Annotated in this window: 15 protein-coding genes and 2 pseudogenes; 10 read left to right on the top strand and 7 right to left on the bottom strand. The window is 69.9% G+C overall.

What is annotated here, in order from left to right:
• Positions 1-45 precede the first annotated feature (45 nt).
• Entirely contained in the window at positions 46-825 is a 780-nt protein-coding gene (locus C8E87_RS42900; RefSeq protein ID WP_133879034.1) for a glucose 1-dehydrogenase, read from the top strand.
• Positions 822-1274 carry a nitroreductase/quinone reductase family protein gene (locus C8E87_RS42905; protein WP_133879035.1) on the top strand — a complete coding sequence of 151 codons (453 nt, stop codon included), beginning with the start codon at positions 822-824 and terminating at the stop codon, positions 1272-1274. Before C8E87_RS42900 ends, C8E87_RS42905 begins: the two co-directional genes overlap by 4 nt.
• 59 nt (positions 1275-1333) lie before the next feature.
• On the opposite strand, the gene C8E87_RS42910 is transcribed toward C8E87_RS42905, so the two are convergent.
• From C8E87_RS42910 to C8E87_RS42920, 3 genes are all read right to left on the bottom strand, one after another.
• A complete protein-coding gene (locus C8E87_RS42910; RefSeq protein ID WP_133879036.1) occupies positions 1334-2728 on the bottom strand; it encodes a non-reducing end alpha-L-arabinofuranosidase family hydrolase in 1395 nt (464 codons plus the stop codon).
• A gap of 155 nt (positions 2729-2883) precedes the next feature.
• Complete coding sequence (locus C8E87_RS42915; protein WP_166661475.1) at positions 2884-4710, bottom strand: substrate-binding and GGDEF domain-containing protein; 1827 nt, start codon at positions 4708-4710, stop codon at positions 2884-2886.
• A gap of 65 nt (positions 4711-4775) precedes the next feature.
• Positions 4776-7283 (bottom strand): tetratricopeptide repeat protein, encoded by a 2508-nt coding sequence (locus C8E87_RS42920; protein ID WP_133879038.1) that lies wholly within the window; start codon positions 7281-7283, stop codon positions 4776-4778.
• 210 nt (positions 7284-7493) lie between these two features.
• On the opposite strand from C8E87_RS42920, the gene C8E87_RS42925 reads away from it, so the two are divergent.
• From C8E87_RS42925 to C8E87_RS42935, 3 genes and pseudogenes are all read left to right on the top strand, one after another.
• Entirely contained in the window at positions 7494-9533 is a 2040-nt protein-coding gene (locus C8E87_RS42925; RefSeq protein WP_133879039.1) for an amidohydrolase family protein, read from the top strand.
• A 2-nt stretch (positions 9534-9535) separates the two neighbouring features.
• Positions 9536-10375 carry a patatin-like phospholipase family protein gene (locus tag C8E87_RS42930; protein ID WP_133879040.1) on the top strand — a complete coding sequence of 280 codons (840 nt, stop codon included), beginning with the start codon at positions 9536-9538 and terminating at the stop codon, positions 10373-10375.
• A 91-nt stretch (positions 10376-10466) separates the two neighbouring features.
• A pseudogene (locus C8E87_RS42935) lies at positions 10467-10799 on the top strand (GNAT family N-acetyltransferase); the annotation flags it as partial.
• A gap of 743 nt (positions 10800-11542) precedes the next feature.
• On the opposite strand, the pseudogene C8E87_RS42950 reads toward C8E87_RS42935, so the two are convergent.
• Positions 11543-11710 (bottom strand): annotated as a pseudogene (locus tag C8E87_RS42950) (cellulose binding domain-containing protein); the annotation flags it as partial.
• Positions 11711-11817: 107 nt separating this feature from the next.
• Complete coding sequence (locus tag C8E87_RS46605; RefSeq protein ID WP_275409183.1) at positions 11818-13299, bottom strand: sigma-70 family RNA polymerase sigma factor; 1482 nt, start codon at positions 13297-13299, stop codon at positions 11818-11820.
• 418 nt (positions 13300-13717) lie between these two features.
• Here C8E87_RS46605 and C8E87_RS42960 point away from each other — a divergent pair, with 418 nt between their 5' ends.
• The 5 genes from C8E87_RS42960 to C8E87_RS42980 all read left to right on the top strand — a co-directional run bounded on the left by C8E87_RS42960 (position 13718) and on the right by C8E87_RS42980 (position 22122).
• Positions 13718-15088, top strand: coding sequence for a glycoside hydrolase family 10 protein (locus tag C8E87_RS42960; protein WP_133879042.1), 1371 nt, complete (start codon positions 13718-13720; stop codon positions 15086-15088).
• Positions 15089-15436: 348 nt separating this feature from the next.
• Positions 15437-17476, top strand: a complete 2040-nt coding sequence (locus C8E87_RS42965) for a family 43 glycosylhydrolase (protein WP_133879043.1) — start codon at positions 15437-15439, stop codon at positions 17474-17476.
• A 32-nt stretch (positions 17477-17508) separates the two neighbouring features.
• Positions 17509-18972, top strand: coding sequence for a non-reducing end alpha-L-arabinofuranosidase family hydrolase (locus C8E87_RS42970; RefSeq protein WP_133879044.1), 1464 nt, complete (start codon positions 17509-17511; stop codon positions 18970-18972).
• Between the two features lie 74 nt (positions 18973-19046).
• Positions 19047-19685, top strand: coding sequence for a hypothetical protein (locus C8E87_RS42975; protein WP_133879045.1), 639 nt, complete (start codon positions 19047-19049; stop codon positions 19683-19685).
• A 115-nt stretch (positions 19686-19800) separates the two neighbouring features.
• Positions 19801-22122: a beta-L-arabinofuranosidase domain-containing protein gene (locus C8E87_RS42980; RefSeq protein ID WP_133879046.1), complete on the top strand. Its 2322-nt coding sequence runs from the start codon at positions 19801-19803 to the stop codon at positions 22120-22122.
• 4 nt (positions 22123-22126) lie between these two features.
• Here the strand turns inward: C8E87_RS42980 and C8E87_RS42985 are convergent, their stop codons facing one another.
• Positions 22127-23320 (bottom strand): serine/threonine-protein kinase, encoded by a 1194-nt coding sequence (locus C8E87_RS42985; RefSeq protein ID WP_203721060.1) that lies wholly within the window; start codon positions 23318-23320, stop codon positions 22127-22129.
• Between the two features lie 209 nt (positions 23321-23529).
• Positions 23530-24783 (bottom strand): CE1 family esterase, encoded by a 1254-nt coding sequence (locus C8E87_RS42990; protein WP_133879048.1) that lies wholly within the window; start codon positions 24781-24783, stop codon positions 23530-23532.
• Positions 24784-25012: the final 229 nt, after the last annotated feature.

Here is a 25012-nt window from a genome sequence, read left to right on the forward strand (position 1 = left end):
GCAGAGGTGAGTCACTCGGCTCACCACCGACCGAAGGACCCTCCGATGCGCCGCTTCGACGACCAGACCGTGCTCGTGACCGGCGGGACCGGTGGCCAGGGCTCGAGCCACGTACGCGCCTTCCACGCCGAGGGGGCGAACGTGGTGATCGCCGGCATCGACGCCGGCCGCGGCGCCGCCCTCGCCGGCGAGCTCGGGACCCGCTGCCGCTTCACCCACCTCGACGTCACCGACGAGAACTCGTGGTCCGCCGCCGTTCAGGCCGCCGAAACCGCCTTCGGCGCCCTGAACGTGCTGGTCAACAACGCGGGCGTCCAGAACCCGCCGGCCCCGATCGAGAAGACGGACCAGGCCACCTGGTCGCGCATCCTCGACGTCAACCTCACCGGGACCTTCCTCGGCATCAGAGCCGCCGCCCCCGCCCTGCGCCGCGCGGCAGGCGGAGCCGTCGTCAACATCGCCTCGACGATGGGGCTGGGCGGCACGGCGCACTACGCGCCGTATGTCGCCAGCAAGTGGGCCGTACGGGGTCTCACCCGGACCGCGGCGCTCGAGCTCGGCCGCGACCGCATCCGCGTGAACACCATCCACCCCGGCGTGATCGCGACCCCCTTCATCCAGGAGCCGGCAGCGGGCGCCACCGTGGCGATCGCCGACTTCTACTCGCCCGAGCCGTTCGCCATCCCCCGGCTGGGCGAGCCGGCCGACGTCACCCGGCTTCTGCTTTTCCTGACGTCGGCGGAGGCGTCGTTCATCACGGGCTCGGAGTACGTCATCGACGGTGGGCTCCTCCTCGGGCCCGCCCTTCAGAGCGAGGCGGCATGAACACTCCGGACAAGACTTGGGGGAACAACCCCGTACGGGACGACATCCGGCGCGCCATCGAGATCACGCCGGCCGCGGGCACCAGCGAACGGATCATCGACATCACGACAACGGGACGCCGCAGCGGCCGGCCCCGCCGCATCGAGATCTTCTTCTACCGGGCCGCGGGCAACACCTACCTGTGCAGCGGGGCCGGCGGGGCGGCCACCGGCTGGTACGCGAACCTTCTCGCCCATCCCGACTTCACCTTCCACCTGAAGAACGGGATCCGGGCCGACCTACCGGCACGGGCCACGCCGGTCACCGACCCGGCCGAACGCCAGGCCGTGCTGGCGGAGATCGTCGCGGACCTCAATCAGCCCCACGATCCCGGCACCATCCGGCCGACCCGGCTCGAGGACTGGGCCAGCAGCCGGCTGATGCGCATCAGCTTCCGCTCCCAGCCGTGACCGCACCCCTACGCTGCTGCCCGCCGTGGGCGAGACGGCGGGCAGCAGCGGGTGGGGGGTCAGCGTTGGCGGGTGAGCAGGCCGGGCCGGTAGGGCAGCAGGCCGTAGTCGCCGCCGGAGCTGGGTGAGCGGCCTTGGTAGAGCAGTTGGAGGTTGCAGGGGTCGATGGTCATGGTTTGGTCGGCGCTGGTGCGCAGGAGTTCGCCGTGGCTGATGTCGTTGGTCCAGGTGGCGCCGCTGTTGGCTTTGCCGGCGAACGGGTTGCTCTCGGTGGCGGCGTTGGGGGTCCAGGTGCCGTTGAGGCTGGTGGCGGTGAAGGAGCGGAAGTAGCGGCCGTTGGCGCCGATGGCTTCGACGATCATGAGGTATTGGTTCTGGCCTTGGATTTTGTAGACCTGGGGTGCTTCGAACAGGTTGTTGGTGGTGTCGCTCATGATGGTGGTGTAGTTGGAGCCGAAGCTGCCGGGGAAGTTGCCGATGGGCATGCTGGCGCGGTAGATCTTGCCGTTGTCGCCGGCGAAGAACAGGTACATGTTCTGGCTGTCACCGATCAGCGCCTGGTCGATGGGTCCGGTGCCGGATCCGGTGATGCTGCCGGTGAACAGGGTCTGCGCCGCGGACCAGCCGTTGGGGTTGGTCGGATCCGTGGACGTCCGGTACGAGAACGCCGTCGGTCCCCACTGGTACGCAAGCACCCAGATGCTCTTGGGGGCGAAGTAGAACAGCGAGGGGGCGACGGTGGCGTTGTTCATGGCGTTCTGGCTGGCGGAGGCCATTTCGGAGTAGTTGGTGAACAGGCCGAAGTTCATGGATCCCCAGCGGGTTCCGGTGTCGTGGGTGGTGGCGTAGACGAGTTGCCGGCCGTTGTAGGGGGCGACGGTGAAGTCTTTGAGCGACACCCAGCCCGAGCGGGGGTTGGCCAGCGAGCCGGTCGACGACCACCGATACGACGACGGCAACGAGCAGGAAGCCGGCGGCGAGGTGGGCGGAGTGGTAGGCGGCGTCGTGGGCGGAGTGGTGGGCGGAGTGGTGGGCGGCGTCGTGGTGCCACCCGTACACGCCACCCCGTTCAGCGCGAACGCGGTCGGAACCGGGTTGCTGCTGCCCGACGAGCCGTTGAACCCGAACGACACCGTCGCCCCGGTCCCCACCGAACCGTTGTAACTCGCATTACGAGCCGTCACCGCCGACCCGCTCTGGGTCACCGTAGCGTTCCACGCCTGCGTCACGCTCTGACCCGCGCCGAACGACCACGTCAGCGTCCACGACGTCACCGGATCACCCAGGTTGGTGACTGCCACGTCGGCGTTGAAGCCGCCCTGCCACTGCGACGAAATCGCATATCGCACCGAGCACCCGGCGGCCGCCGCGCTTGCGGGAAGGACCACGGCTGAACCCAGGGCGAGAACACCGGCAGCGGCGAGGCCCACGCCGGTCGTACGGGATCTGTTCACGGCAAACGCTCCCTAGAGGATTGGTGCCGATGAATGTTACGGGAGCGCTCCCACGACGTTTCGCGGGTCGAATTCCGAAAAGACCAGCTCACGGCGACGACACCGGGCCGTAACACCTTTCAGGGCGGCCTTTATCGCGAATGGCTGGAAACAGCCTATTCGGATTCGACGCCGGTGCGGCGGGACTTCGCCCGGTACATGGCCGCGTCCGCCTCCCGGACCAGCGCGTCGGCGTCCGAGAGCGGTGTGCGGTGGGCCCGGGCGACGCCGATGCTCGCCGAGACCACCAACGTCCGGCCGTCCCGGCGATGGGGACGGTTCAGCGCGGACAGCAGACGCCGGGCGGTGGCCTCCGGAGAACGGCTGTCGTCCAGCAGGACCAGAAATTCGTCACCGCCGAAACGGCCCGCGGTGCCGTGCCCGCCGAGTTCGGCCCGCAGCCGGTCGGCCACCTCGACCAGGATTCCGTCGCCGACGGCGTGCCCGTACGTGTCGTTGATGTACTTGAAGCCGTTCAGGTCCACGAAGAGCACGGCCACGTCCGAACCGCGCTGGAGGGCGGCCGCCAGCAACTGCAGGAAATACGCGCGGTTGGGCAGGCCGGTGAGGTGGTCGTGCAGCGCGCTCGCCCGCAACTGCTCCTCCTGCTCGCGCAGCGTGTGCAGCGCGGCCTGATAGTCCAGCGCCACCGTCAGCAGCGCCGCCCACTGGTTGATCGGTTCCCGCCCGGTGGCCGCCCGCAGGTCCACCCGGTCGACCGTGGCCAGCAGCCCCCAGTCGCGGTGACCCACCCGGACCGGCACGACGAAGGTCAGCGTGCCGGGCTCACCGCGGGCAGCGTCCAGGATCTCGGCCGGTGGGAACCCGCTCGCCGAAACCGGTGGCAGCGGCGGGGGCGCGGGAACGGAACGGTCGAAGTGGCCGGCGATCTCCAGGCTCTGGTCGCCGGCGGTCCACAGGCCGAGGCAGCCGGCCCGGGCCGGGGTACGGCGCAACCAGACCAGCTGCCGGGGATCCTGCTCGTGGCTGCGCAACAGGTCGAGACTCATGTCGTACTGGCTGCTGACCGCGTGCTGCAACCGGACCCGTTCGCGATACTGCGACTGGCCCTCGGCCCGCAGCGCCGTCACGCCGACCGAGGGCGGGCAGCCGCAGGACTCGCGCACCACCAGCTCCGTCGCCACCTCATGCCGTACGGGTGAACCGCCGTTGCCGCCGACCGCCGCCAGCAGCGCCTCCGCCGCGGTGGCGCCGACCTGGAACAGGGGCTGCCGCACGGTGGTCAGGCGCGGCACCGTGAACGCCGCGTCCGAGAGGTCGTCGAAGCCCACCACGGCCTGGTCATCGGGCAGCCGGCAACCGGCCTCGGTCAGCACCCGGAGCAGACCCATCGCGTTCAGGTCGGTGCCGGTCACGACGGCGGTCGACGGCATCCCGGCCGCGAGCATCGCGTGGGCCGCCCTGGCGCCACCGGCCTCCTGGTTGTCGGTGGCCGCGAAAAGCAGATCCGGGTCCGGTTCGATGCCGTACGAGCGCAGCGTCTGCCGGTACGTCTCGTACCGTTCGTGCTGGTCGAGCGCGTTGAGGAAGCCGGCGAACCCGATCCGGCGGTGGCCGTGCCGGATCAGATGCTCGACCGCGGCCCGCACCCCGACCCGGTTGTCCGGGAACACGGTGGAGCATTCCAGCTCGGGGTAGTCGTGGCTGACGGCGACGACCGGGCGGCCGGTGGCCTGGATCTCGTGCAGGTACTTGGCGCTCGCCGCGTTCACGATGACGACGAAGCCGGCGGCGTGGTCCCAGGCCAGCGGGTACGGCGGGTGCGGCGGCTCGGTCAGCTCCACCTGGTCGGTGCCCGCGTCGAGCGTCTGCACGGCGACCACGGTGGCGTCGGCGTCGGCTGCCGTGCGCGCTATTCCCTCGAGCACCCCGCCGAAATACCACCCGCCCAGGAACGGCGACAGAACCCCCAGAACGGCCATCGCGCTCCTTCCGCGCCCCACTGCGTCGACAGGGGACAATACCGCGTTCGTCACACCAAAGTGGATCATGCGGTGGTCAGGAGCGCGTGGATCGCGCCGGCCTCCGGAGCATCGCACTCGGTGTAGATGGCCAAGGCCCGTTCGTAGTGGTCACGGGCCTGCGCCACGTCCCCCAGGGCCTGCCGGGCGCGGCCCAGACCGGCGTGGGCGCGCGCCTCCTGCAGGTAGTCGCTCGCCTCGTCGGCCAGGCCAAGTGCAGCCGTATGGTGGGCAAGCGCCTCCTCCGGTCGGCGGGCCTCCTGGGCCGCTTCGCCGAGGCCGTTGAGGGCCCACATCTCGCCGATCGTGGACCCGAGCTCATGGTTGATACGCAACGACTGCTCGTGGAAGCCGGCCGCCTCGTCGGGCTTGCCCATGCGGGTGTGCAGCAGACCGAGGCTGTCCAGCACGTTGGCCTCGGATGCCGTGTTGCCCAGCTGCCCGTACAGGGTCAGCGCCTGACGCAGGTGCTCACCGGCGTCGGCCAGGCAGCCGGTACGGGTTTCGATGTCGCCCAGCACGATGAGCGCGTACGCCTGCCCGTGCACGCTGCCCCGCGCCACCGCCTGCTCGAGAGACTGCCGGGCCAGGTCGGCGGCCTCGGCGAACTGCCCCATCCGGTCGAGGGCGATGCTCAGGGCGCACAACCCGTTTCCCTCACCGACCGGGTCGCCGGCCCGCCGATACAGCTCCAGCGCCTGCCTCAGCTGCTCGGCGGCCGCGGCGTTCTTCCCCGTACGCTGGTCGACCATGCTCAGGTTGTAGAGGACGCGCGCCTGCCCGCCCACGTCGCCGGTTTCCCGCATCAGGCCGAGCGACTGCCGGAAGTGCTCGGCGGCCTCCTCCAGGTGGCCGAGCAGCAGATGCGTGAAGCCCAGGTGCAACACGACGAGGGCCTGCTCGGCGGGGTCGCCGCGCTCGCGGGCGGCGTTGACGGCGTGGGTGAACAGGGTCAGGGCGTCACCCGGGTGGCCGCCGGCGAGGTAGCGGTACAGTTCCTCGGCCAGCGTCACGGTGTGCCCGGGCCAGCCCTGGGTCGCGGTGTGCGCGGCGACGGCGAGGATGCTGTGACGTTCGGCTTCGAGCCAGGCCACCGCGGATTCGAGGCTGGGCAGATCCGGGCCGGGCGGGCCCGCGGTGGCGCGTTCCCTGCGGCGGTACGCCTCGTCGGGATAGACGACGTTCGTGGCAGCCGTCGTGGTGGCGACGTAGAAGTCGAACAAGCGGGTCAGCGCGGCACGCCGGGCACGTGGCGGGTCCTCGTCCCGGGTCCGGGTGACGGCGTACGCGCGAACCAGGTCGTGCAGCACGTAACGGCCCGCGGCCGCCGGCTGCAACAGGTGATCGCGGCCCAGCTGCTCCAGCATCCGGCGGGCGTCCGGCGGCTCGATGCCCGCGAGCGCCGCCACCGCGTACGCGTCGAACTCCTGACCGGGATGCAGCGCGGCCAGACGCAACAGTCGCTGCTGCTCGGGCGGCAGGTGACGGTAGGACAGATCGAGGGCGAGCTCCACGCCGGTGTCCAGCCGCCGGTCGCGGTGCCGGTCGTCGAGGCGGTCGGCGTGATCGGCCAGGGTCCAGCCCGGCAGGCTCGTGATGTGACCGGCCAGCAGGCTCAGCGCCAGGGGCAGACGGCCGCAGCGCTCGGCTATCCGGCCCAGGGCCTCGGGGTCCGGCGCTGCCGGCGCGTCACCGGTCGCCGCGGCGAGGAACGTCGCCGCTTCGCCGGGCGTGAAGACGTCCACTTCGAGCGGCGTGCCGACGGGCAGACGCCGCCGGCTGGTGATCAATGTCAGGCAGTCCGGGCCGGGCAGCAACGGACGAACCTGCTCCTCGCTGTCCGCGTTGTCGAGAACCACCAGACCCCGTACGCCGGAAAGAAGCTCGCGAAACAGCTCGGCGCGGCCCGCCGGCGTGCGCGGGATGCGCTGACTCGGCACGCCCAGCAACCGCAGGAACCCGTCGAGCACGGCGGCCGGGCCGGCGGGCGGCTGCGCCGGATCGGGATGGAACCCGCGCAGGTTCACGAACAACACCCGCTCGAACGGGCCGAGCAGATGCCCCGCGTGCACGGCCAGCTGCGTCTTGCCGACCCCGGCCATCCCCTCGATCAAGCACACCGGCTCGCGGCGCAACCGTTCCAGCTCCACCTCCCGGCCGGTGAACCCGGGCAGATCCTGCGGCAGGGAATCCCGTACGCGAACCTGGGCGACCGCTTCGGACTCGCCGGTGACCGTTCGCAGGGCCTGCCGCCAACGATCCACGTAGTCCGGTTCCGGATGCAGCGCCGACACCACGGCCATGATGAGATCGGTGTTGAGCCGCCGCCGGCCCGGCCGGAAACAATCCGCGACCGTCGAACGGCGGGTCAGCTCACTCGCCGGGCGGCCCGCCGCTGTCCACGCCTCGTTGACCCGGCTCAGAATCGTCCCGTACGAGGGGTCGCCCGCCCACACCTTCAGCAGCCGCAGCCGTTCGACGAGGTCGTCGACGGCGCCGGCCCCGGCCGGATCGGGCAGCGCATCGTAAGCCATGGCCCGCAAAGGTTACCGACAACCGGCACCCCACCAGAGACCGAATGTCATCTATACGTCACTACTTGCCCCCGGTCGCTTGATGCCCCGGAACAGCCAGGCCGGGGAGTCGGGACTTTCGGCTTGAGAAATTTTCATCTTTAGACCTGTATCTATGGTGTGACCCTGCTTACACTCGCCTCGCCTGTGGTGATCGAGCGAGGGAGTGCCATGAAGAGGCTGCGCGGGCTGGTCGCAAGTTTGCTGGCGCTCGGCATCACGGGCGGGCTGGCCGCGCCGGCCACTGCCGCCCCGAGCTGGGCGCCGGCGCAGGACCTGGAGGGCAAGTGCGTCAGCCTGCAGGTCTTCGACGGAACGACGTCCCGCGGATACGTCCAGCGGGCCAGCGTCGGCTACGGCTTCACCGGCAACGCGGCGAGCGCCGAGCCGTTCCGGTTCGAGGCCACCCAGCTCGGCCGTTACCTGCTGCGCGACTCCACCGGCAAACCCCCGTACCAGACCGTGGTCGGCTGGGTGTGGGCCGGTGACGCGTACGGGGATCGGGCCGACTGGACCGTGAGCGAGGCCGACGGCAAATACCGCTTCCTCTCCACCGCGACCGGCCAGCAGCTGGGCGTCTACCTCGGCGGGCTCGGCGCGGGCAACAGCAACTCGACCGTCGCGCTGGCCCCGGCCACCGGGTGCGCCGCCATCCCCGACATCGCCACCGGCGTCAGCGGAACACCGGCGCCCGGCGTCGACGCCAACGGCAAGCTGGCCGGCTGGATCGACGCGCACGCGCACATCACCGCGGCCGAGGCCTTCGGGGGATCGTTGCACTGCGGGGACGCGTACGCGCCCGGGGGTGTGACGGTCGCGCTCAAGGGCTGTGCCTCGCACGCGACGCTGGGCTGGGGCGCCCTGCTCGAGGCCATCATCGCCGGCACCGACCCGATCAACTCGGCCGAGGACGGCTGGCCCACCTTCGGCGACTGGCCGCAGCACGACACGATGCTGCACGAGGCCTCGTACTTCCGCAGCCTGCAACGCGCCTGGCAGTCCGGGCAGCGGGTGCTCAACGTGCTGCTGGTCGCCAACCGGGTGATCTGCGGGCTGACCCTGGAGCACACGTCGTGCGACGAGATGGACCAGATCCGCGCCCAGGCCCAGTATCTGCACAAGATGCAGGACTACGTGGACGCCCGCAGCGGCGGTCCCGGCAAGGGCTGGTTCCGGCTGGCCACCACCCCGGCCCAGGTGCGCCAGATCGCCGCCCAGGGCAAACTGGCCGTCACCATCGGCGTCGAGAACTCCGAGATCTTCGGCTGCCGCGAGATCAACGACGTGCCGCAGTGCACCAAGGCCCAGATCGACGCCGGCCTCGACGAACTGGAAGCCATGGGCGTCAGCGGGCTCTATCCCGTGCACAAGTTCGACAACGCGTTCGGCGGCACCCGCTTCGACGAGGGCGTCACCGGCGCCGCCGTCAACGTCGGCAACCTGATCTCCACCGGGCACTGGTGGCAGGCGACCTCCTGCACCGGCCCCTCCGACAACGAGCAGCCCCTGGTCAGCGACGACTTCGCCCGCCTGCTGCAGCTCGGCGTCGGGCTGCCCGCCGGAGCGATCCTCCCCGTCTATCCGAGCGGCAAGATCTGCAACGTACGGGGTCTGACCGACCTCGGCCGCTACCTGATCGAACGCATGATGGACCGCGGCATGATCATTCACATCGACCACATGAGCGTGAAGACCGCTTCGGCCGTGCTCGACCTGGCCGAACGCGACAACTACCCCGGCGTCGCCTCCGTGCACAGCTGGTCCGACCCGGCCCTGATCAACCGGCTGCTGGGCGTCGGCGGCTTCCTGGCCGGCTACGCGTTCTCGGCCACCGACGACGGTCAGGACACCGGCACCTTCCTCGACGAGTGGCGCGCCAACAAGTCCCTCGCCAACGGCTCGAAGATCACCGGGTACGGCGTGGGGAGCGACGTGAACGGCCTCGGCCCCCAGGCAGCGCCTCGCCTGGACGCGGGTTCGCGGCCGCTGACGTACCCGTTCACGGCGACCAACGGCACGCAGGTGGCCAAGCAGGTCTACGGTTCCCGCACGTTCGACCTCAACACCGACGGTGTGGCACAGTACGGCCTGTACGCGGACTGGATCGTCGACCTCGTCAACCAGTCCGGCGGCGACGCGGCTCAGCTCCGACGCCACCTGCTGAGCGGCGCCGAGGCGTACACGGTCATGTGGGAGAAGGCACGAGCGTAGGCATGGGTTCCGACGGCACGGCGCTGGTGCTCGGCGGGGGCGGGCTCACCGGGGTCGCCTGGGAGATCGGGCTGCTGCACGGCCTGACCGAGCACGGCGTCGACCTGACCGACGCCGCCCTGGTCGTCGGAACCTCGGCCGGCTCCTCGGTGGCCGCCCAGATCCTCTCCGGCAAGCCGCTCGAGAGCCTCTTCGAGGCCCAGGTGGCCGACTCGAGCGGCGAGGTCGCGGCACGGCTGAGCGCGGGCGCCCTGATCCGGTACGTGGTCGCCGGGCTCTGGCCCGGCAACCCGGCCCGCGGCCGCGCCTGGCTCGGCCGTCAGGCGCTACGGGCCCGTACGGTGCCCGAGGCGGAGCGCCGCGCCGTGATCGCCCGTCGCATCGGCGAGGCCGGCTGGCCCGCCACTCGTCTGCTGATCACCGCGGTCGAGGCGTCGTCCGGCCGGGAACGCGTCTTCTCGTCCGCAGACAGGGTGCCGCTGGTCGACGCCGTGGCCGCCAGCTGCGCCGTGCCGCTGGTCTGGCCCCCGGTGACGATCGACGGCGTACGCTACATCGACGGCGGCATCCGCTCGGTCGCCAACGTCGACCTGGCCGCGGGCAGCCGCCGGGTGGTCGTGCTCGCCCCCGCAACCCAGTCGGTGCGGCGTTCCGGACACCCGGCCCGTCAGCTCGCAGCACTCGGCCCCGACGTACGTGGCGCGGTGGTTTCCCCGGACGTGGCGGCCCGCGCGGCGATCGGCCGCAACCCGCTCGACCCGGCCCGTCGCCGCCCGGCCGCCGAAGCGGGACGAGCCCAGGCCGCCCACGAGGCGCACCGGATTCGCGACCTCTGGCCGTGATCGCTCGACTGACGACAACCGACTTACGGCTCTTCGATTCAGCCGCGGTGACCTTCGGGACGGTTCCCGGGCGGGCCGAACGTTCCTCGAAAGCCCGAACACTGTGGCCTTCGTGGCCTTCGACGGCGACGAGATCCTCGGGTGGTGCTGGGGCTACCATCTGGTCAGGCCGGACACGTCCTCGATGCTGTACCTCCATCGACTCGAGGTGACGCCGGAGCGTCGACGGCGAGGAACAGGCAGGGCCCTGCTGCGGGCGTTCATGTCGGCCGGTGTGCGGGCCGGCGCCACCCGGATGTTCATGACCACGGGCGAGGCGAACGCCGCCGCCCGAGCCCTGTACGAGTCGATGGGCGGTGGCCCGGCCACGCAAGGCCCCACGGTCAACTACTGGTTCCCACTGCAGCCGGATGTTGCTGCGTGACCTCTTTGTCGAGCCCTTGTGCTTACTGGCGTCGCCGGGGTGGGAAGTCGACGGTGACGCCACTCGGTCCTGACTGAGGAGGTGCTCGGGCGGATGGTGCAGCGTGGTCGCAGAATGCCATCAGTGGTCGGGTTCATCAGTAAGTCTTCGCCCCTGCTTCACGCCTCCGTGCAGGCCCCAGTTGTCCAGCCCTGAGTAGACAAGCGCGGTGCGGGTGACCGGTCACCTTCGTGATCTGCTTGGCCCAATTCGCGGCGTGATGGGCCAGGGCGAGGGACTCGATCCAGCCTTCGATACTGGCGTGGAGCGGCACCCACCGTCGGCCATCGTGGATGCCGAACTCGTCGGTCGGGCCGATCATGAACGAGTAGGGAACGGCTGTCCTCTGCGGGCCGGCTTCGAACCACCATCCCGGAACAGGGGAACCGTCGGCCGCTTCGGTGGGTGAGCTGTCGGGGGTGTCGGCCTGGAAGTATCTGGGGCCTCCGTCGTATTGCGGGGCCGGTGGCAGGACCAGGCCGCCCCACCGGCGCTGGAACGCCACGGTGCGGTCGATCTCGGCGGCCGGGATGCCCGATTGAGGTGACCGGCGTAGTCGTCGTAGTGGTCGGTCCTCAGTTTCCCGCCGTTGGTCCGGCTGTTGTTCGTCTTCCACGCGGCGGGCGCCGTCCACGGCGAGGCAAGGATTTTCACCCCCGACCCGTACGACTTGTGATGTCCGCAGCGTCGTGCCACCCGTTCACGACGCCGTTCAGAGCAAACGCCGTCGGCGCCGGGTTGCTGCTGCCCGGCGAGCCGTCGAACCCGAACGACACGGTCGCCGCGGTCCCCACCGCGCCGTTGTAACTCGCGTTACGGGCCGTCACCGCCGACCCGGCCTGCGTCACGGTCGCGTTCCACGCCTGCGTCACGCCCCCGGCGGCGTTTCACTCTCGTACGGGAAACCTTGCCTCACTTTCGTACGGTAAACCTTGCCGGCCGGCGAACAAGGTGACGTCGATCGATGCGTTCGGATCCGCTACGCCGGGGTGAGCCGGAAAGTGGACGCCTCGACGTACGCGGCGGTGTTCTCCTCCGGCTCGAGCCGCAGCCGCCCGTCAACCATCAGCACCAGGCGATCCGGGTAGTTGCGGGAGCGCAGGCGTACGGTTCCCGCCTCGCGACCCGGCTCAGGGCAGAAGGTGGCGTCCTGGCGGTACAGGTCACTGTCCTCTTCGGTGTGGAGCACGACGCGGAAAGACGCGTGCCGGACGTACTTGCCGTCGGTGGAGCGCAGGGAGACGCACTCCGGATCGACGATGCCGGGATGGGCCGTGAGTTCGAGCCCGGTCACCCCGTACGCCTCCACGAGCTGCTCGCCGTCGAGCGTGATGACGGCATCGGAGCCGGCCGGGTGAAGAACGAAACGACCGGCGGGAACGGCGCTGGGCGAGGGAGCCGGCGCCGCCTGGGCAGGGGGTTGCGAACGCGAGGAGCGAGCCGGGGTGGGCGCGGCGCGTGTGGGGGTGGGTGCGGCCGAGGCGATGCTGCGGGGAGGGCGGGCCGGCTCGTCGGGCAGCGCGAGGTAGACGCCGCCGGTGACGGTGGCGCCGGCCAGGACCGCGGCGGCCACCTTGACGCCGACGATCTGGCCCAGCCAGCCCGCGCCCGCGGCGGCTCCGCCGGTGAAGGCCGCTACTGGAAGCGGTACCAGCGAAGCGCCGAGAAGGAGGCGTTCGAGCGGGACGAACGAGGTGCGGGTGGCGCCGCAGACGGGGCAGTCCCGCACGTGCCGCGCGAAACGTTTACGCCATCTCGGACTCGGATTGCCGTCCCATCCGGCGGCGATTTCGTCAAGCTCGGGGCATCGGGGGTCGGCCTGCAACGCGGCCACCACAGAACGGCTGAGATCGAGCTGGTGGCGCATGCGTTGCAGGCGCACGCGGGTGTGCGCCTGACTGAGGCCGAGGGCCGCGACCACCTCGGCGCGGGTGAGCTCGCCGGCCACCTCGCGCCACCACAGGGCGGCAGGTTCGCGGTCGTCGGGGTCGAGCCAGCGGGTGGCCTCGACGACCTGGCGGCGCTGCTCGGACAGGCCCACCCGGGTGACGGTGAGGTCGGCGAACTCGGCGTCCGGATCGGGGATCCGGGCGGCGTCCTCAAGCGATGCCGTACGGTCGTTCTCCAACTGCCGCGACCGCAGGCGGGTGCCGATCTGGTGGGTGGCGATCGCGACCAGCCACGACCGGAAGCTGGCCGGAGTGCGCAGGGTCGGCAGATCCCGGTACGCGCGGAGCACGGTCTCCTGCACGACGTCGTCCACATCGGCGTGGCCCTCCAGCGCCCGGCCGACGATCCGGTAGAGCAGCGGAAGGTGCGCCGAGATGAGGGTTTCGGCGGCGCGGCGGTCGCCGGACCGGGCCGCGTCGACCAGCTCGACCAGGTCCGCCTCGGCGATGTGGGTCATGGCGTCGCCGTGTCGTGCCCCTCCCGTGCCCGCCTCGCCATCGTGCAACGACACCCACGCCTCCCCGCCTGCAGCCCCCGCGGCGGACAGCCGATCACAACCGCCGCGGAACCGATCGGCACGAAGCCTCCCGGACGCGTCACAATACCCGCGGAAACCCCCGTTACGGGCGTCCGGAATCGCATGATCAGCACGAAGAAGATGCCGGATTTCTGTTACGGCGGCGCTACCGAGAATGCCGTACAGGAAAACGCCGTCCTCTTGCTTGAGATCGCGCGTAACACTCTGGCAATATTGCCCCATCTCGATGGGAGCGCTCCCAGCACATGGTGGCCAGTGGCCCACAGCGGGCGCCCGATGACCAGCGCCGCAGGTGCCACATCCCGTCGAAGAGCACCACGGCCCGCCAGTCAGCCCGCGGACCCCGCCGCCCCCCACCCACCCCGCCCCCCACCCCCCAAAGGGAGACCCCATGTCCAGATTCACCCTGACCCGGCCACGCCGGGCTGCCCTGCTGGCCACGCTCAGCGCCGCGGCGTTGACCGCGTCCGGCCTCGTCTTCGCCGGCGCCGCAGACGCGGGCACAACCCTGGGCGCGTCGGCTGCCGAGAAGGGCCGCTACTTCGGCGCCGCCATCGCCGGCGGCCGGCTCGGCGACTCGACCTACACGCGGATCCTTCGCACCGAGTTCAACTCGGTCACCGCCGAGAACGAGATGAAGTGGGACGCCACCGAGCCGCAGCAGGGCCAGTTCAACTACACCAACGGTGACCGCATCCTCAACGAGGGCCTGTCCAACGGGTCGAAGGTGCGCGGGCACGCCCTGCTGTGGCACAACCAGGAGCCGCAGTGGGCCCGGTCGATGGAGGGCAGCGCGCTGCGCAACGCCGCCATCAACCACGTCACCCAGGTCGCCACGCACTACAAAGGCAAGATCCATTCCTGGGACGTGGTGAACGAGGCCTTCGCCGACGGCGGCAGCGGTGGCCGGCGTGACTCGAACCTGCAGCGCACCGGCAACGACTGGATCGAGGCCGCCTTCCGCGCCGCGCGCAACGCCGACCCGGGCGCCAAGCTCTGCTACAACGACTACAACACCGACGGCATCAACGCGAAGTCGACGGGCATTTACAACATGGTCCGCGACTTCAAGTCCCGCGGGGTCCCGATCGACTGCGTCGGCTTCCAGTCGCACCTGGGCACCACGATCGACTCGACCTACCAGGCCAACCTGCAGCGCTTCGCCGACCTGGGCGTGGACGTGCAGATCACCGAGCTCGACGTCGCGCAGGGCGGCAACCAGGCCAACATCTACGCCGCCGTGACCCGGGCCTGCCTGGCGGTTTCCCGTTGTACGGGCATCACCGTGTGGGGCATCCGCGACACCGACTCGTGGCGCACCGGCGAGAACCCGCTGCTCTTCGACGGCAGCGGCAACAAGAAGGCCGCGTACACGGCGGTTCTGAACGCCCTCAACGCGGGCGGCACAACCACGCCGCCGACGACGCCTCCGACGACGCCGCCGTCCACGCCCACCACCCCTCCGCCGTCGGGCTCGTGCAGCGCCACGGTGACGCTCAACTCCTGGAACGGCGGCTTCGTGGCCAACGTACGGGTCAACGCCGGCTCGTCCGCGCTCAACGGCTGGACGATCCGCGTGACCCTGCCGTCGGGCAGCGCGGTCACCAGCACCTGGAGTGCCACCGCGTCGGGCAGCTCGGGCACGGTGAACTTCCGCAACGTGGACTACAACCGGCAGATCCCGGCCGGCGGCAACACCGAGTTCGGCTTCCAGGGCACCGGCGCCGGCCCGACGGCCACCCCGGTCTGCACGGCGGGCTGACAACCGGACGAACGGCCGGCAGCACGAAGGCCGAGAACCGGCGGCCGTCGCGATCGTGGGGTCGCGGCGGCCGCCGGCGTTCCCGGCCTCGGCCCCGCACGGGCCTGTCGGTGAACGTTCACAGCATCATCTCTCCCCCTCGGCAACTTCCGCAACACGAGAAAAAGCCGCCTGAAAAACTGTTACGGCGATCGATTTCAAACCGCCCCGACATCCGGATACGTCAACATCTTGAGCATCGCGAAACGTTCTGGCAACATCGGCGGCACCCCCTGTTTCTCTCCGCAACGCTCTTCCGATGGCCCAAGTTTGTGAACGATCACATCGGACGCTGAAGGAGCATCCCCCATGCGACTACGACTGCCCGCCCTCGTCGCGGCCGTCATCACCGGCGCCGCGGTGCTGCTCAGCGCCCCGAGCGCCGAGGCGGCCACGGTGGACACGAACGCCTCGTACGTGCTGATCAACCGGAACAGCGGCAAGGCCCTGGACGTCTACAACCTGGCCACCACCGACGGCGCCCGCATCACCCAATGGGCCCGCAACGACGGCAACCAGCAGCAATGGCAGTTCGTCGACTCCGGCGGCGGCTACTACCGCATCAAGTCCAAGCTCTCCGGCAAGGTCCTCGACGTCGCCGGCGCCTCCACCACCAACGGCGCCGCCATCAACCAGTGGACCGACAACAACTCCACCAACCAGCAGTTCCGCCTCGCCGACTCCGACGGCGGCTACGTCCGCCTCATCGCCCGGCACAGCAACAAAGCCGTCGAAGTGCAAGGCGCCTCAACCACCGACGGCGCCAACGTCGTGCAGTACGACGACTGGGGCGGCGCCAACCAGCAATGGCAGCTCGTCCGCGTCGGCGGCGGCACGACCACACCGCCGGCCGGGACCTTCAGCAACCCCGTGGTGTGGCAGGACTTCGCCGACGGCGACATCATCCGGGTCGGGGACGCGTACTACTACTCGGCGTCGAACATGCACTACTCCCCCGGCGCGCCCATCCTGCGCTCGTACGACCTGGTCAACTGGGAGTACGCCGGGCACTCGGTGCCACGACTCGACTTCGACTCCTCCGCGTACGACCTCAGCGGCTCACGGGCGTACGTGAAAGGGGTCTTCGCCTCGACGCTGAACTATCGCCGCAGCAACAGCACGTACTACTGGATCGGCTGCATCGAGTACAACCGCACGTACGTCTACACAGCGTCCGCGGTCGACGGCACGTGGCAGAAGCGTTCCCGGATCAACAACTGCTACTACGACGCCGGGCTGCTCATCGACGACAACGACACCATGTACGTGGCGTACGGGAACACCAGCATCAGCGTCGCCCAGCTGTCGGCCGACGGTCTGAGCCAGGTCCGCGCCCAGCAGGTGTTCCAGACCCCGTCCAGTGTCGGCACTCTCGAGGGCGCCCGGTTCTACAAGCGCAACGGCTACTACTACATCTGGCTGACCCGCCCGGCGAACGGTCAGTACGTGCTGCGGTCGACCAGCCCGTTCGGCCCGTACGAGATGCGTCAGGTGCTGCTGAACCTGCCCGGCCCCATCTCGGGTGGCGGGGTGCCGCACCAGGGCGGTCTGGTGCAGACGCAGGCCGGCGACTGGTACTACATGTCCTTCGTCGACGCGTACCCGGGCGGACGGGTGCCCGCGCTGGCGCCGATCAGCTGGAGCTCCGACGGCTGGCCCGTGCTGCAGACCGTCAACGGCGCGTGGGGCGCCACCTACCCGAAGCCGAACATCACGACCTCGAAGACCGTGCAGTCGATGCTGCCGGACGAGACCTTCGGCGGATCCACGCTCGGGCCGCGCTGGGAGTGGAACCACAACCCGGACAACTCCCGGTGGTCGCTGAGCAACGGGCTGCGGTTGCAGACCGCGACCGTCACCAACGACCTGTACAACGCCCGCAACACGCTCACCCACCGGATCCAGGGGCCCTCGTCGACCGCCACCGTCGAGCTCGACTACAGCACCATGCGCGACGGCGACCGGTCCGGCCTGGCGATGCTGCGCGACACGTCGGCCTGGGTCGGCGTGCGGCGTGACAACGGCCAGACCCGGGTCGTGATGACCAACGGGCTCACCATGGGCACCAACTGGGTCACCACCGGAACCGGCTCGGAGGCGGCGAGCGCCGCGGTCTCCGGCGGACGGATCTGGCTGCGCGCCCAGGCCGACGTCCGGCCCGGCTCCGGACGGCAGGCCACCTTCTCGTACAGCACCGACGGCGTGAACTTCACCCGGCTCGGGCCGGGCCTCACGCTCAACAGCGCCTGGCAGTTCTTCCCGGGCTACCGCTTCGCGATGTTCAACTACGCCACCCAGGCGCTCGGCGGAGCGGTGACCGTCAAACGGTTCACCATGACCACCCCCTAGTTCCCGTCCCCTTTCCCTCGAAGGAGCACCTCATGTCCCGACGACGATGGCTCGCGGCGGTATTCGCCGCGGCCACCACGCTCGCCGTGGCCGTCAACGTTCCGGCTGCCTCGGCCGCGACCGTCGACACCAGCGCCTCGTACGTGCTGATCAACCGGAACAGCGGCAAGGCCCTCGACGTCTACAACCTGGCCACCACCGACGGCGCCCGCATCACCCAATGGGCCCGCAACGACGGCAACCAGCAGCAATGGCAGTTCGTCGACTCCGGCGGCGGCTACTACCGCATCAAGTCCAAGCTCTCCGGCAAGGTCCTCGACGTCGCCGGCGCCTCCACCACCAACGGCGCCGCCATCAACCAGTGGACCGACAACAACTCCACCAACCAGCAGTTCCGCCTCGCCGACTCCGACGGCGGCTACGTCCGCCTCATCGCCCGGCACAGCAACAAAGCCGTCGAAGTGCAAGGCGCCTCAACCACCGACGGCGCCAACGTCGTGCAGTACGACGACTGGGGCGGCGCCAACCAGCAATGGCAGCTGGCCCGGGTGGGTAGCTCGGACCCCGGAAATCCCGGCACGTGCACGCTTCCGTCGTCGTATCGCTGGTCGTCGACCGGTCCGCTGGCGCAGCCGAAGTCCGGCTGGGCGTCCCTGAAGGACTTCACCATCGCGCCCTACCAGGGCAAACAGCTGGTGTACGCCACCACCCACAGCAGCAGCGCCACCGGCGGCTGGGGTTCGATGAACTTCGGCCTGGTCGACAACCTCAACCAGCTCGGCTCGGCCAGCCAGAACACCATGAGCCAAGGCACCGTCGCGCCGTCGCTGTTCTACTTCGCGCCGAAGAACATCTGGATCCTCGCCCACCAGTGGGGTCCGACATCCTTCTCGTACCGCACCTCGACCAACCCGGCCAACGCCAACGGCTGGTCGGCCCCGCAGCCCCTGTCGACCGCGTCGATCACCGGCTCCAGCACCGGTGTGATCGACCAGACGATCATCGGCGACGACCAGAACATGTACCTGTTCTTCGCCGGCGACAACGGCAAGATCTACCGCCAGATCATGCCGATCGGGAACTTCCCGGGCAGCTTCGGCTCCAACTACACGACGATCATGAGCGACACCTCGGAGAATCTGTTCGAGGCGCCGCAGGTCTACAAGGTGCAGGGCCAGAACCAGTACCTGATGATCGTCGAGGCCCGGACCAGCTCCTGGGAGCGCTACTTCCGCTCGTTCACGGCGACCAGCCTGAGCGGCACCTGGACCCCGAACGCGACGACCTACAGCAACCCCTTCGCGGGCAAGGCCAACAGCGGCGCCACCTGGACCAACGACATCAGCCACGGCGAACTCCTGCGCACCAGCGCCGACCAAACCATGACCATCGACCCCTGCAACCTCCAACTGCTCTACCAAGGCCGCTCACCCAGCTCCGGCGGCGACTACGGCCTGCTGCCCTACCGGCCCGGCCTGCTCACCCGCCAACGCTGACCCCCCACCCGCTGCTGCCCGCCGCCCATCACCGGCGGGCAGCAGCGCGCACAGGGAACTGGCATTCTGCGGACGTGTTCCTGACGATCGCCGGATCCAGTTGTTCGGGGAAGACCACCGCGGTCCGGGCGTGCGCCCAGATCGACGGGCTGGTCGTGCACGACTTCGACGAGATCGGCGTACCGTCCGGCGCGGACGTGGTCTGGCGTCAGCGCAGCCTCCAGGAGTGGATCCGTCGGGCGCTGCGCCTGCAGGCCGACGGGCTCGACATGCTCCTGACCGGGCAGTCGCCGCTGGGCGAGGTTCTGGCGTGCCCGTCGGCGGTCGAGCTCGACGCGATCGCGGCCTGCCTGCTGGATGTCGACGACCAGGTACGACGGCAGCGGCTCGAACGGCGTGACCCCGGGAAGTGGGACGCGGAGGCCACCCGGAAGTTCATCGGGTGGGCGCGGTGGCATCGCGGGCACGCCGCCGATCCTCGCCATCTGCCCGAGGCCATCACCGCGGCCGGCGACGAGCGGATGAGATGGGACCGCTGGAGCGGCTGGACGGCCGGGGATCCTCGCTGGAACGTGCGGGTCATCGACACGACCGGTCGATCCGTCGACCAGTCGGCGGCCGGCATCCGGCAGTGGGTGAACGACGCACGCGCCGACTTCGCCGCGGGCCGCCTCGCCCTCCATCACGGCGCCTGGGCCGCACACCGACGTTAACGCTCACAGTACCGATCCCATCCGAGCCAATCGGTGGGTTGAATGGCGCGATACGTTCTGGCAACATCGGCGACATCCCCATTTTGTTAACGATCACATCCCCCGGGAGATCGACATGCCTACCCCCTCGTTCAGCCGGCGCCGCCTCCTGCAAGCCACCGGAGTCGCGGGACTCGCCACTGCCGCCGGTGCGACCGTTCTCGATCAGCGTCCCGCCGCCGCCGCGGTCGTGCCGCCGGCCCGGCCCGACATCGGCGCGGCCGCGTTCGCCTTCGAGCCCGGCCAGGTGCGCCTGACCACCGGCCGGTTCCTCGACAACCAGAACCGGACCCTGAACTACCTGCGGTTCGTCGACGTCAACCGCCTGCTCTACGTGTTCCGCGCCAACCACCGGCTCTCCACCGGCGGCGCCACCGCGAACGGGGGCTGGGACGCGCCGAGCTTCCCGTTCCGCTCGCACATGCAGGGCCACTTCCTGACCGCGTGGGCCCAGGCGTACGCCGTGCTGGGCGACACCACCTGCCGGGACAAGGCGAACCTGATGGTGGCCGAGCTGGCCAAGTGCCAGGCCAACAACGCGGCCGCCGGCTTCGGCACGGGTTACCTGTCGGGCTTCCCGGAGTCGGACTTCACCGCCCTGGAGGCGCGCACGCTGAGCAACGGCAACGTGCCGTACTACTGCATCCACAAGACGCTGACCGGCCTGCTCGACGTGTGGCGGCTGACCGGCAACACCCAGGCCCGGACCGTGCTGCTGGCGCTGGCCGGGTGGGTCGACACCCGTACGGGCCGGTTGAGCTCGAGCCAGATGCAGGCGATGCTGGGCACCGAGTTCGGCGGGATGAACGAGGTGCTGACCGACATCTATCAGCAGACCGGTGACGCGCGCTGGCTGGCGGTGGCGCAACGGTTCGACCACGCGGCCGTGTTCAGCCCCCTCGCAGCCGGTTCCGACCAGCTCAACGGGCTGCACGCCAACACGCAGGTGCCGAAGTGGATCGGCGCGGCCCGCGAGTACAAGGCGACCGGCACGACCCGCTATCGCGACATCGCGACCAACGCCTGGAACTTCACCACCCGGGCCCACACGTACGTGATCGGCGGCAACAGCCAGGCCGAGCACTTCCGGCCCCCGAACGCGATCGCGGGTTACCTGAGCAACGACACCTGCGAGCACTGCAACACCCACAACATGCTCAAGCTGACCCGGGAGCTGTGGCTGCTGGACCCGGGCAACGCCGGCTACTTCGACTACTACGAGCGGGCGCTGCTCAACCACCTGATCGGCGCGCAGAACCCGGCCGACAGCCACGGCGGCATCACGTACTTCACGCCGCTGCGCCCGGGCGGCCGGCGTGGGGTCGGCCCGGCGTGGGGCGGCGGCACCTGGTCGACCGACTACAACTCGTTCTGGTGCTGCCAGGGCACCGGGCTCGAGACCAACACGAAGCTGATGGACTCGATCTACTTCTACTCCGGCACGACGCTGACCGTGAACCTGTTCGTGCCGTCGACGCTGACCTGGGCCCAGCGCGGCATCACGGTCACCCAGTCCACCACCTACCCGGCCGGTGACACGACCACCCTGACACTGTCGGGCTCGATGAGCGGTTCCTGGAGCATTCGCGTCCGCATCCCCGCCTGGACGCAGAACCCCGTGCTCAGCGTCAACGGCGCGGCGCAGAACGTCACCGCCACCCCGGGCAGCTACGCAACCATCACCCGTACGTGGGCCGCCGGTGACACCCTCACGGTCAAGCTCCCGATGCGCGTGATCATGCAGGCCGCCAACGACAATCCCGGTGTTCAGGCCATCACGTACGGGCCGGCGGTGCTCTGCGGCAACTACGGCAACACGGCCCTGAACGCGCTGCCGTCACTCAACGTCGCGTCGATCACCCGCACGAGCTCGTCGAGCCTCGCCTTCACCGCCACCGCCAACGGCTCGACGGTCAACCTCGGGCCGTTCCACGACGCGCACGGCTACAACTACACGGTCTACTGGAACGCCGGCGGCGACACGGGCGCCTCGGTGAAGCTGGTGAACGCGGGAACCGGGTTGGTGCTCGGCATCAAGGACATGTCGACCGCCGACGGCGGGCTGGCCGTGGTGTGGGGCGACACCGGAACCGCCGACCACCAGTGGGTGCGGGTGACCGACGGTTCGGCCGTACGGTTCCGCAACGTCAACAGCGGCAAGGTGCTGGGCGTCGAGAACATGTCGACGGCCGACAACGCGCGGGTGCTGCAGTGGTCGGACACCGGCACGGCCGACCACCGCTGGACCCTGGTCGACAACGGCAACGGCACGTACCGGATCCGCAACGTCAACAGCGGCAAGGTCCTGGCGATCCTCAACGGCTCGAGCACGTGGGGCACGCAGGTGGTGCAGGACTCCGACAACGGCAGCGCCGACAACAACTGGCGTCTGGTCTGACCCGTCAGCGGTGGGGCCTCTTCCCCGGACGCGGAGGCTCGTGCGCCTTCTCGTGCTTCGGCTTGCCCTTTCGCGCTTTCGCGGGTTTCGCTTCGGGCGGCGGGGCGGCTTCGTGAGCCACGGCGACCGACCGGACCGTCCGCTCGGGTGTGGTTCGCGGCTTCGGTGACCCCGCACGGGTCGTCGCCGGGCTGGACGGCACGACGACCGCTTCGGCGCGAGCCGGCTCGGCCGGTCCGTCGCCCGCCCACCACAAACCCCCTCCGGCCAGCACCACGGTGACCGTCCCGGCCGCGACCAGCAGCGCGCGGCCGGGGCGGCGGGCCCGCACCGGGGGCAAGGTGATGGTCGGGGCCGCCGCGCTGCGCAGAAGAGACGCGCTCGGCAGGCCCGCGACCTCGCCCAGCACCTCCGAGACCTCGATCGCGGTGGGCCGGTCGGCGGGCCGTTTCGCCAGGCAGCGGGTCACGAGGCGGACCACCACGGGCGGCAGGCCGGGAACGGCCGGCAGGGGCGCCGGTTTCGCGTACGCATGTGCCCTGACCATCTCGGTGACCGTGGACGCCTGCCACGGCATCCTTCCGGCCAGCGACAGATACATCAGCAGGCCCAGGGCGTACACGTCGGTCGCGGGCCGCACCGGGCCGCCCTTGATGCGTTCCGGGGCGAGGTAGGCCGGGGTGCCCACGACCTGGTCCTTGCCCTCGAACTCGCCGACCGCGGCCGAGATGCCGAAGTCGACCAGCTTCACTCCCCCGCTGGTCACCATGACGTTGGCCGGTTTGACGTCACGGTGCACGATGCCGTCGGCGTGGGCCGCCGCGAGGGCCGCCGCCACCTGCGCACCGACCAGCGTCGCGACCTTCCACGGGAGCCGGCCGCCGCTGAGCATCTGGGCCAGGGTGCGGCCGTCGGCCAGCTCCATCACCACGTACGAGAGTGTCCGCCCCTGCTCAGTGAAGTCGCCGTAGTCGTAGACGGCGACAACGTTGGTGTGCCGCAGCCGGGCAGCCGCGCGAGCTTCGTCGCGGATGAGGCGCCGCTGCTGCGGATCGTCGGCCAGCACCGGCGACAGCACCTTGACCGCGACCTCCCGGCCGAGCACGTCGTCGTCGGCCCGCCACACCACGGACATGCCGCCCCGGCCCAGTTCCTCGCGGAGCCGGTAACGCCCGGCGATCAGTTCCCCTCGATCCACGGGTGCTGTTATCTCCCGCGGCTGGAAACCGAAACGTCGCCGCCCCGCCCGGACTTTCTTGATTCAGCACGCGGGGCGATGCCCAGGCGCTGCGGCAACCTGGGCATCGCGGCCTGCGACACGATCTGACAACGGAAAGGCCGGGGCCCGGGGCTCGTCTCTCGCTTCGCTCCCACGTGATCCGAGAGACGGGCCCCGGGCGGCTTCTGTCAGGCCGGCGTGCAGGTGGCTGCCGGCGCGGTGTTGGTCCCCGTGGCGGAGCCGAGGAACCCGAAGGTGGTCGACGCGCCCGCGCCGAGGTTGCCGTTCCAGCTTTCGTTGGCGACCGTCGGGGAAGCGCCCGTGGTGGTGAGGCGACCGCCCCAGAGCTGGGTGATTGTCTGGCCGTTGGCGAAGGTCCAGCTGACCCGCCAGCCGGTCAGCGCCGCGGCGCCGGCTGTCACTGTGACCTCGCCCTGGAAGCCGCCCTGCCACTGACCGGTGATCCGGTAGACCGCGGTGCACCCGCCAGGGGGCGTCGTGGTCGGCGGGGTCGTCGTGGGCGGGGTCGTCGTGGGCGGGGTGGTCGTCGGCGGCGCGGTGGTCGGCGGGGTGCCGGTGAACTGGTTGAAGAACTTCCAGATCTCGCCGCCGACCCAGGTGCGGGCGCCGTTGGGTGTGCCGGAACCGTCCACCGGCTCGGGCGTGTGGTCACCGTCGAAGGCGGCCCACACCACCGGGTATCCGGCTCGGCACCCCGAGTACGCGGTGACGATGTGGGTCAGGCTGCCGCGGGCCGGCTCGGGCGGGTTCTGCGCGGCGCACCCGTTGTTGCGTACGAAGGTGTCCCGGATGGACCGGCCCATCGAGATGTTCAGCACGCTGTCGAAGGTGCCGTGGATGCCGAGGTAAGCCACCGGCTGCGTGCCCGGGCTGCAGCCGCTGAGGTTGGCCCCGGAGATGACCGCGACCGCCCGGAACACGTTCGGCCGGGCGCAGGCGACGGCGTAGCTCATCGAGCCGCCGTAGCTCCAGCCCGTCGCGAACACCTGAGTGGTGTCGACGCACAGGTCGTTCTGGATCAGCGTGGTCAGGTTGTCGACGAGCGTGAGATCGCGGTTGCCGGTGTTGGCCCAGCCGTTGTCGATGCCCTGCGGCGCGACGAAGATGGCCGAGTTGCCGGACAGCCCCTGCAGGCCGTAGTAGCCCGCGTCGGCCACGTTGCGGGCCGACCCGTTCAGCCAGTGGAAGCCGAAGATCAGCTTGTACGGCTTGTTCCGGTCGTAGTTGTCGGGGACGCGCAGGATGTACGTGCGGTTCTGGCCGCCACTGTTGATCGTGCGGGTGCCGCTGGTGAGCGTGGGCGCCTTGCCGCAACCGGCCGTGGTGGCCGCGCCGGCCGGCGTCGCTGTCGTGACCGTGAGCGCCGCGGCCACGGCCACCAGCGCCGCCGCGGCGGCTCCGGCGAGTCTTCGGAACGGCATCACAATTCCTCGATTCCGCCTGACAGTTCGAATGATTGCCCGGCACGTTACGGGAGCGCTCCCATAGTTTCAAGAATGTAAATACGGCAACCGTTCCGACGTGCGCCTTCCGCGGGCATAACACTTTTTCAGTGGTTAATTTTGTCGCCATATCCGAGGCGGCCCCCTTTTGCCGATCGCACCGGAAGTTCCGGAGCCTGGCTGCCGCGAGATCACGCCGGCCAAGCGG

It is taken from the genome of Paractinoplanes brasiliensis, from assembly GCF_004362215.1.
Lineage (GTDB): Bacteria > Actinomycetota > Actinomycetes > Mycobacteriales > Micromonosporaceae > Actinoplanes > Actinoplanes brasiliensis.

What these genes read in the sequence shown, in the direction of transcription:
- C8E87_RS42980 (WP_133879046.1), top strand. Translation starts at nt 19,801, where the DNA reads ATGCCTACCCCCTCGTTCAGCCGGCGCCGCCTCCTGCAAGCCACCGGA.
- C8E87_RS42905 (WP_133879035.1), top strand. Translation starts at nt 822, where the DNA reads ATGAACACTCCGGACAAGACTTGGGGGAACAACCCCGTACGGGACGAC.
- C8E87_RS42965 (WP_133879043.1), top strand. Translation starts at nt 15,437, where the DNA reads ATGCGACTACGACTGCCCGCCCTCGTCGCGGCCGTCATCACCGGCGCC.
- C8E87_RS42930 (WP_133879040.1), top strand. Translation starts at nt 9,536, where the DNA reads ATGGGTTCCGACGGCACGGCGCTGGTGCTCGGCGGGGGCGGGCTCACC.
- C8E87_RS42915 (WP_166661475.1), bottom strand. Translation starts at nt 4,710, where the DNA reads ATGGCCGTTCTGGGGGTTCTGTCGCCGTTCCTGGGCGGGTGGTATTTC.
- C8E87_RS42920 (WP_133879038.1), bottom strand. Translation starts at nt 7,283, where the DNA reads ATGGCTTACGATGCGCTGCCCGATCCGGCCGGGGCCGGCGCCGTCGAC.
- C8E87_RS42900 (WP_133879034.1), top strand. Translation starts at nt 46, where the DNA reads ATGCGCCGCTTCGACGACCAGACCGTGCTCGTGACCGGCGGGACCGGT.
- C8E87_RS42990 (WP_133879048.1), bottom strand. Translation starts at nt 24,783, where the DNA reads ATGCCGTTCCGAAGACTCGCCGGAGCCGCCGCGGCGGCGCTGGTGGCC.
- C8E87_RS42960 (WP_133879042.1), top strand. Translation starts at nt 13,718, where the DNA reads ATGTCCAGATTCACCCTGACCCGGCCACGCCGGGCTGCCCTGCTGGCC.
- C8E87_RS42970 (WP_133879044.1), top strand. Translation starts at nt 17,509, where the DNA reads ATGTCCCGACGACGATGGCTCGCGGCGGTATTCGCCGCGGCCACCACG.
- C8E87_RS42925 (WP_133879039.1), top strand. Translation starts at nt 7,494, where the DNA reads ATGAAGAGGCTGCGCGGGCTGGTCGCAAGTTTGCTGGCGCTCGGCATC.